Source organism: Actinomycetota bacterium (genome assembly GCA_009923495.1).
GTDB lineage: Bacteria > Actinomycetota > Actinomycetes > S36-B12 > UBA5976 > UBA5976.
The window spans coordinates 35,953-42,299 of record RFTJ01000010.1 but is presented as its reverse complement, the minus strand read 5'-3'; the positions used below and the strand labels follow the sequence as shown (position 1 = coordinate 42,299).

The 6,347-nt window shown below is 51.9% G+C and carries 6 protein-coding genes; all 6 read right to left on the bottom strand.

Annotated features, from left to right (window positions below):
- Positions 1 to 810: tRNA pseudouridine(55) synthase TruB (gene truB / locus EBS36_04840; protein NBU32478.1), on the bottom strand; the 810-nt coding region annotated here is incomplete at its 3' end.
- Positions 811 to 813: 3 nt separating this feature from the next.
- The gene (locus EBS36_04835) at positions 814 to 1,794 is read right to left on the bottom strand and encodes a bifunctional oligoribonuclease/PAP phosphatase NrnA (GenBank protein NBU32477.1); all 981 of its coding nucleotides are present in this window, start codon (positions 1,792 to 1,794) and stop codon (positions 814 to 816) included.
- Entirely contained in the window at positions 1,794 to 2,234 is a 441-nt protein-coding gene (gene rbfA / locus EBS36_04830; protein ID NBU32476.1) for a 30S ribosome-binding factor RbfA, read from the bottom strand. Before rbfA ends, EBS36_04835 begins: the two co-directional genes overlap by 1 nt.
- A 35-nt stretch (positions 2,235 to 2,269) precedes the next feature.
- Positions 2,270 to 4,900, bottom strand: a complete 2,631-nt coding sequence (locus EBS36_04825; GenBank protein NBU32475.1) for a translation initiation factor IF-2 — start codon at positions 4,898 to 4,900, stop codon at positions 2,270 to 2,272.
- 150 nt (positions 4,901 to 5,050) lie between these two features.
- Positions 5,051 to 5,311 carry a YlxR family protein gene (locus EBS36_04820; GenBank protein NBU32474.1) on the bottom strand — a complete coding sequence of 87 codons (261 nt, stop codon included), beginning with the start codon at positions 5,309 to 5,311 and terminating at the stop codon, positions 5,051 to 5,053.
- Between the two features lie 63 nt (positions 5,312 to 5,374).
- Complete coding sequence (gene nusA / locus EBS36_04815; GenBank protein ID NBU32473.1) at positions 5,375 to 6,346, bottom strand: transcription termination/antitermination protein NusA; 972 nt, start codon at positions 6,344 to 6,346, stop codon at positions 5,375 to 5,377.
- Position 6,347 lies beyond the last annotated feature (1 nt).

Here is a 6,347-nt window from a genome sequence, read left to right as displayed (position 1 = left end):
TACCTGACCATTATCACCGAGCACGCCTACCGTGCCCGACGCATCAATTGGGGCCGGTACTCTGACTCCATGCAGGGCGCGCTCGGTTTGCTCTTCATCAATTTGCACACACTTGAAGGTTGAGCGGATCGTACTAGTTAGATCCAGAACTTCTGGCGCTAAAGCGAGTTGCTCGAGTGAGCTCATGGCCGTAAATGGTCCGCTTCGGGTTCGGCGAAGTGAGATTAAATGACCGCCAACGCCCAGGGCATTACCTAAATCACGAGCTATCGCTCGAATATAAGTTCCAGCACTGCAGACTACTCGAACTTCAATGTCGATGACATCCAACTCGGGGTTATCGGTGGTTGAAAGTGTCACGCAGTCGTGGAGAGTAACCTCTCTTAGCGGAAGTTCTACTTCTTCGCCAGCACGAACCCGAGCGTACGCTCGCTTGCCATCGACTTGGATAGCACTAACTGAGCTTGGTCGTTGCATGATGTGGCCACGAAAATCGCGCAGGTTTTCGATAATTTGTGCTTGAGTCAGGCCTCTGGTACTCGATTTCGTGACCACTTCACCCTGAGCATCATCGGTTGTCGTTGAAATACCTAGCCGAATAGTGCCTACATATTCTTTTTCGGACTGACTTAGATAGCCAAGTAATCTGGTAGCTTTGCCGACGCCGATAATAAGCATTCCAGTTGCCATTGGATCTAAGGTGCCAGCGTGGCCCACTTTTTTAGTGTTAAAAATCTTGCGCAATTTGCGCACCACATCATGTGAAGTTGGACCTTGTGGTTTGTCGACTAATACGATGCCGTCCACCAGTACCTAAACCTTTGCTAGCGCTTCTTTAAGGTCCAGAATCATCTGTTCCAGATTGTCCGATCCGGTGTATCCAGCGGCGTAACTGTGTCCACCGCCACCTAAGGCAGTACCTACTGCACCGACATCAACTGTTGTTTTGCTGCGCAGTGAACCTTTCCAGAGGCCGTCATCTCCTTGCTTAAAAATTGCTGATACTTCGGCTTCTGAGGTGCGGCGCAAAGTATCAATAACTCGCTCCATTGCTAATTCGGGCAAACCACGACGCTCATTTACAGAGATTGAGGTGTAGACAAGTCCACGGCCATTTGCCGCATCAGGCAATAACTGCGCCCGCTTCAAGGCATCCGCCAACATCTGAATTGCCTCAAATGATTCATTATCAAATAGCTCGATTGCCAACTTTGCATGATCGATTCCAGTCGCAAAAAGTCGGGCCGCAATCTGCATTGTGTAAGCAGTAGTTGAGTTGTACCGGAATGAGCCTGTGTCAGTTGCTAGCCCGGCATAGATAGCCGATGCAATATCGGCATTTAGTTCAACCTTAAGCAAATCAATCAATTCCAAAGCGAGCTCAGCGGTAGCCGCAGCGTCTGGATCAACCAAATGAAGTTTGCCGAAGCCAGTAAATGATGGATGATGGTCAATCGCAATGGAATTTTCTGCGCAAGCTAACGTTTCCTCGAGTACTCCAAGTCGTTCATGTGAAGATGTGTCGCACGAAATAACTAGATCCGCTGGCTCCAAATTTTCAGGAGCGACTACTAGGTGTTTTCCTGGCAAAACCTGCAACGACTCCGGAACAGCAAAGCCAGGCTCACCAACTGAAACCTGAACTTTCTTGTTTAGGCTTTCTAGTGCCAAGCCGATTGCCAGCGCTGAACCAAGTGCGTCTGGGTCTGGGCAGACATGTGCAATTAACAGAACAGATTGTGCCTGCTCAATTAGTTCTACTGCCCCAGTCCAGTCTTGGTCGAATTCAATCATCACAAATCGTTATCCATCACATCGCCAGAGGCGCGATAAGGATCTGCGTCCCCCGCATAAGTGGCTTTTGCGGCTTGGGCATTGACCTCTTGATCTGCCTTCTTAGCTTCCCGCAGTAAGTCATCTATGGCTCGCACGGTTTCGGGTAACGCGTCACGAATAAATTCGATAGTTGGCGTGAATTTGATGCCGGTACGCTTACCAATCTCGCTTCGCACTAAGCCCTTTGCCGACTCAAGTGCCGCAGCAGTTCCAATTGCCTCTTCCTCAGTTCCGTAAACCGTGTAAAAAATTGTGGCATCGCGTAAATCAGGAGTTAACCGAGCTGCAGTAACCGTAACGAAACCTAAACGCGGGTCTTTGACCTTAAGTTCTAAGGTCTCGGCAGCAATCTCTTGGATGCGCTCGCCCAAGCGGCGAGCTCTGGCGACATCAACCATGGCTAATCTCCTTTCCTACTCGATACGAACCCGAACTAGTCGAGTTTCTTTTCGCGCAATTCGTAGGTAACGATTACATCGCCGACCTTGATGTCATTGAATGAGCCAAGTCCGATACCGCACTCGAATCCTTCCTTAACTTCGGTCGCATCATCTTTGAATCGACGGAGTGTATCGACCGAAAGTTCTTGATGCACGATTGCGCCATCGCGCATGAGGCGAGCTTTGGCCTTTCGCTTAATTAGGCCGTCAGTGACAATACATCCGGCGATGTTTCCAAACTTGCTCGACCGGAATACTTCACGAATTTCAGCGCTACCCAGCTCAATTTCTTCATACTCTGCCTTGCGCATACCTTTAAGCGCCGACTCTATGTCGTCAATGACTGAGTAGATGACGTTGTAGAAGCGGATTTCGACATCTTCGCGATCGGCCAGTTCTCGCGTCTTGCCTTCTGGTCGAACGTTGAAGCCGATGATGAGCGCGTCTGAGGCGGCAGCAAGAGTGACGTCGTTTTCCGTAATAGCACCAACGCCTCGGTGGATTACGCGCAATGACACATTCTCGTCACCAATATCAAGGGCGAGTAGTGCATCTTCCAGCGCTTCTACCGAACCGGAGACGTCACCTTTAATAATGATCTTAAGTTCGGCTATTTCGCCCTTTTCCAAACTGCGCAGAACGTCATCTAGAGTATGACGCTTGCGACGCTTGGCCAACTCAGCGTTGCGCTCGCGGGCCTGACGCGACTGAGCAATTTGGCGCGCAGTTCTATCTTCATCAACCACTAGGAATGAATCGCCAGCGCCTGGAACTGAAGTAAGTCCGAGCACCTGAACTGCTCGAGCCGGGCCAGCCGATTCAACAGCGACACCATCTTCGTCCAGCAGTGCGCGAACGCGACCGTAGGCATCGCCAACAACAATTGAGGCACCCGGGGTCAAAGTTCCACGCTGCACCAGAACGGTTGCAACTGGTCCGCGACCGCGATCTAGATGTGCTTCGATGGCGACACCCTGGGCATCCTGGTTTGGATTGGCCCGAAGATCAAGGCCAGCATCAGCCGTAAGTAAAACTGAATCAATAAGTTCATCAATGTTGAGCATGCTCTTGGCAGATACGTCCACAAACATGGTGTCGCCACCGTACTCTTCAGGAACCAATCCGTATTCAGTTAACTGACCACGAACCTTTGCCGGGTCAGCGCCTTCCTTATCGATCTTGTTTACAGCTACAACAATCGGAACACCAGCAGCCTGAGCGTGATTGAGTGCTTCAACAGTCTGTGGCTTTACACCATCATCGGCAGCGACAACCAAAATGGCAATGTCAGTTACCTGAGCACCACGAGCACGCATAGCGGTGAACGCTTCGTGACCTGGGGTATCGATGAAGGTAATTGCCCGATCGATGCCTTCATGTACGTGATGGATTTGATAAGCGCCAATGTGCTGGGTGATGCCACCGGCTTCACGCTCAATTACGTTGGTCTGCCGAATTGCGTCAAGTAATCGAGTTTTACCATGATCAACGTGACCCATGACCGTGACAACTGGTGGACGAATTTCCAGCGTGTCTTCGTCGCCTTCATGGCCAAATTCCAGGTCGAAGGATTCTAAGAGTTCGCGATCTTCGTCCTCGGGACTAATAACCTGAACGTCATAGTTAAGTTCGGCGCCGAGCAAAGCCAAAGTGTCTTCATCAACTGATTGAGTTGCCGTCATCATTGCGCCGAGTTTGAAAAGCAACTGAACCAATGCAGCCGGTTCGGTGCCAATCTTTTCCGCAAAGTCGGTTAGCGATGAGCCACGTGGCATCCGCAGTACCTGACCTTGACCCATTGGCAGAGTTACACCACCGATGGTTGGTGCGACCATGTTGTCAAATTCTTGCCGCTTCGCGCGCTTTGACTTACGACCTTTAGAGGGGCGACTGCCAGACTTACCGAAAGCACCGGCCGCATTGCCTCGACCTCCGGTAGCACCAGGACGCCCTGGGCGACCACCAGGACCGCCAGCACTTGGAGCACCTCCAGGTCCGCCAGTGCCAGCGCCAGGACGAGGGCCTGCGAAGCCACCGCGATCTGGACGATCACCGGTTCGGGCGCCTGGTCCGCCAGTGCGTGGACCGCCTGGTCCCCCCGGGCCGCCAGGACGTGGACCGCCTGGACGTGGGCCACCAGCACCAGCTGGACGGGGACCACCTGGGCGAGCTCCACCATCGCCAGTACTAAATGGATTGTTACCAGGACGGGGGCCGCCTGGACGAGCTCCGCCAGTACTAAATGGATTGTTACCAGGACGGGGACCGCCTGGGCGAGGGCCAGGACGTGGTGCGGGCGGCCTTGGAATTGCGCCGGGTGTTGCTGTGGGAGCTGCCGGCTGTGAATCGACGGGCTCGTCAGTGACTTCTGCGACAACCGCTTCAGAAGGTTCAATCGGCTGTTCGGCTGCTTTCTTGGTAGCAGCTTTTTTGGTAGCAGCTTTTTTTACTGCACCTGGAATTACTTCTACATCTAACTCAGGGAACTTCGCTTTTAATTTCTTAAAGACAAAAGGTTCAACTGATGATGATGCAGATTTAACAAATTCATTAATTTCAGCGAGTTTGCTGATGACTTCGCTACTCTCGACATCTGCTGCCTGAGCGATTTCCCAGACCCGAATCTTGGCTGCCACGTTTCTCCAGTCTGATCCGGGTGCTAAGCCAATAGTTACCGGACCGTTTGTGTTTCCTTGGCGTTCATTGTTGAACGCTCTGCTTGCGCACGCTCATTGTTAGAACGCGACCGTGTTGGTTGACATACGGAACTCCCATTACGTAAGTGTTGATGTTGCAAAATCTGCTACTGCGGTGACATCGAGTGAAGTTGGTACTCGCAATGCGCGAGCAATCGCTTTCCTCCCGATTGCAGTGCTGAAACATTCAGGATTAGGGTGCAACCATGCCCCCCGACCTGAGGCGGTCTGGCTGGCGTCAATCACCGCGTGATTGTCGCTGCAAACTACCCGAATCAGCAGATTCTGCGGTTCGCGACCCCGACAGCCAACGCACATGCGAGATGCAGTCATAGTCATGAACCTTCCCTAGTTTAGTCCGAACTTGGACTTAGCCCTATTTTTTGCCTGAAACTGGCGGGTTTAGGCAAGCGCAGTATCGGATTTGATGTCGATTTTGGCACCTGTGAGTCGAGCAGCTAAGCGGGCATTTTGTCCTTCACGGCCAATAGCTAAGGACAATTTATAGTCCGGAACGACAACCCGAACTACCCGATTTTCAAGATCTAGCACTTCAGCTGAGACCACGGGGGCTGGCGAAAGAGCGTGAGTGACATACTCGGCCAAGTCGTCGCTGTAATCAACGATGTCAATCTTTTCGCCATTTAGTTCTGTCATAACCGCGCGAACTCTCGAACCCATCGGACCAATACACGAGCCCTTTGGATTAACGCCGACAACAGCAGTGGCTACTGCAATCTTGGTGCGATGACCTGCTTCGCGGGCTATCCCCTCGATTTTTACTGTGCCATCTGCAATTTCTGGTACTTCGAGTTTGAATAGCTCCTCAACAAAGCGCGGATGGCTTCGAGACAACGTGATGATTGGGCCTTTAGGACCCTTTTTTACCGAAACTATGTAGCAACGGATTCGGCGACCATGTGCATACTCCTCGCCAGGGACCCATTCTTCGGGCGGAAGCACACCTTCAACTACGCCTAGGTCAACGAAAATCAATCGTTTATCACTGCCCTGCTGGATCACACCTGAAACGATGTCGCCTTCTTTTGCGGCGAACTGGGCGACCGTTGCATCGTCATCAGCCGCCTTGAGACGCTGGGCAATAACACCTCTGGCGAGCGAAGCGGCCACCCGACCAAAGCCTTGTGGCGTAACTTCTTGCTCACTAACCACATTGCCGTCATCGTCAAACTCTCTTGAGAAGACAACTACGTGACCGGTTGCCCGATCCAGGTGCACTCGACTATTCGGTAATGAGTCTGCGGTGTGCTGATAGGCAACATTTAGCGCTTGCTCGATTGACTCGACTACATAGTCAAGTGAGAGTCCCCGCTCACGGGTCAAACCTTTTAGCGCTGTCATGTCGATGTCCATA

Excerpts from the sequence above, each read along its gene's own strand:
- EBS36_04835 (NBU32477.1), bottom strand. The coding sequence starts at position 1,794 with ATGATTGAATTCGACCAAGACTGGACTGGGGCAGTAGAACTAATTGAG.
- rbfA (NBU32476.1), bottom strand. The coding sequence starts at position 2,234 with ATGGTTGATGTCGCCAGAGCTCGCCGCTTGGGCGAGCGCATCCAAGAG.
- EBS36_04820 (NBU32474.1), bottom strand. The coding sequence starts at position 5,311 with ATGACTATGACTGCATCTCGCATGTGCGTTGGCTGTCGGGGTCGCGAA.
- nusA (NBU32473.1), bottom strand. The coding sequence starts at position 6,346 with ATGGACATCGACATGACAGCGCTAAAAGGTTTGACCCGTGAGCGGGGA.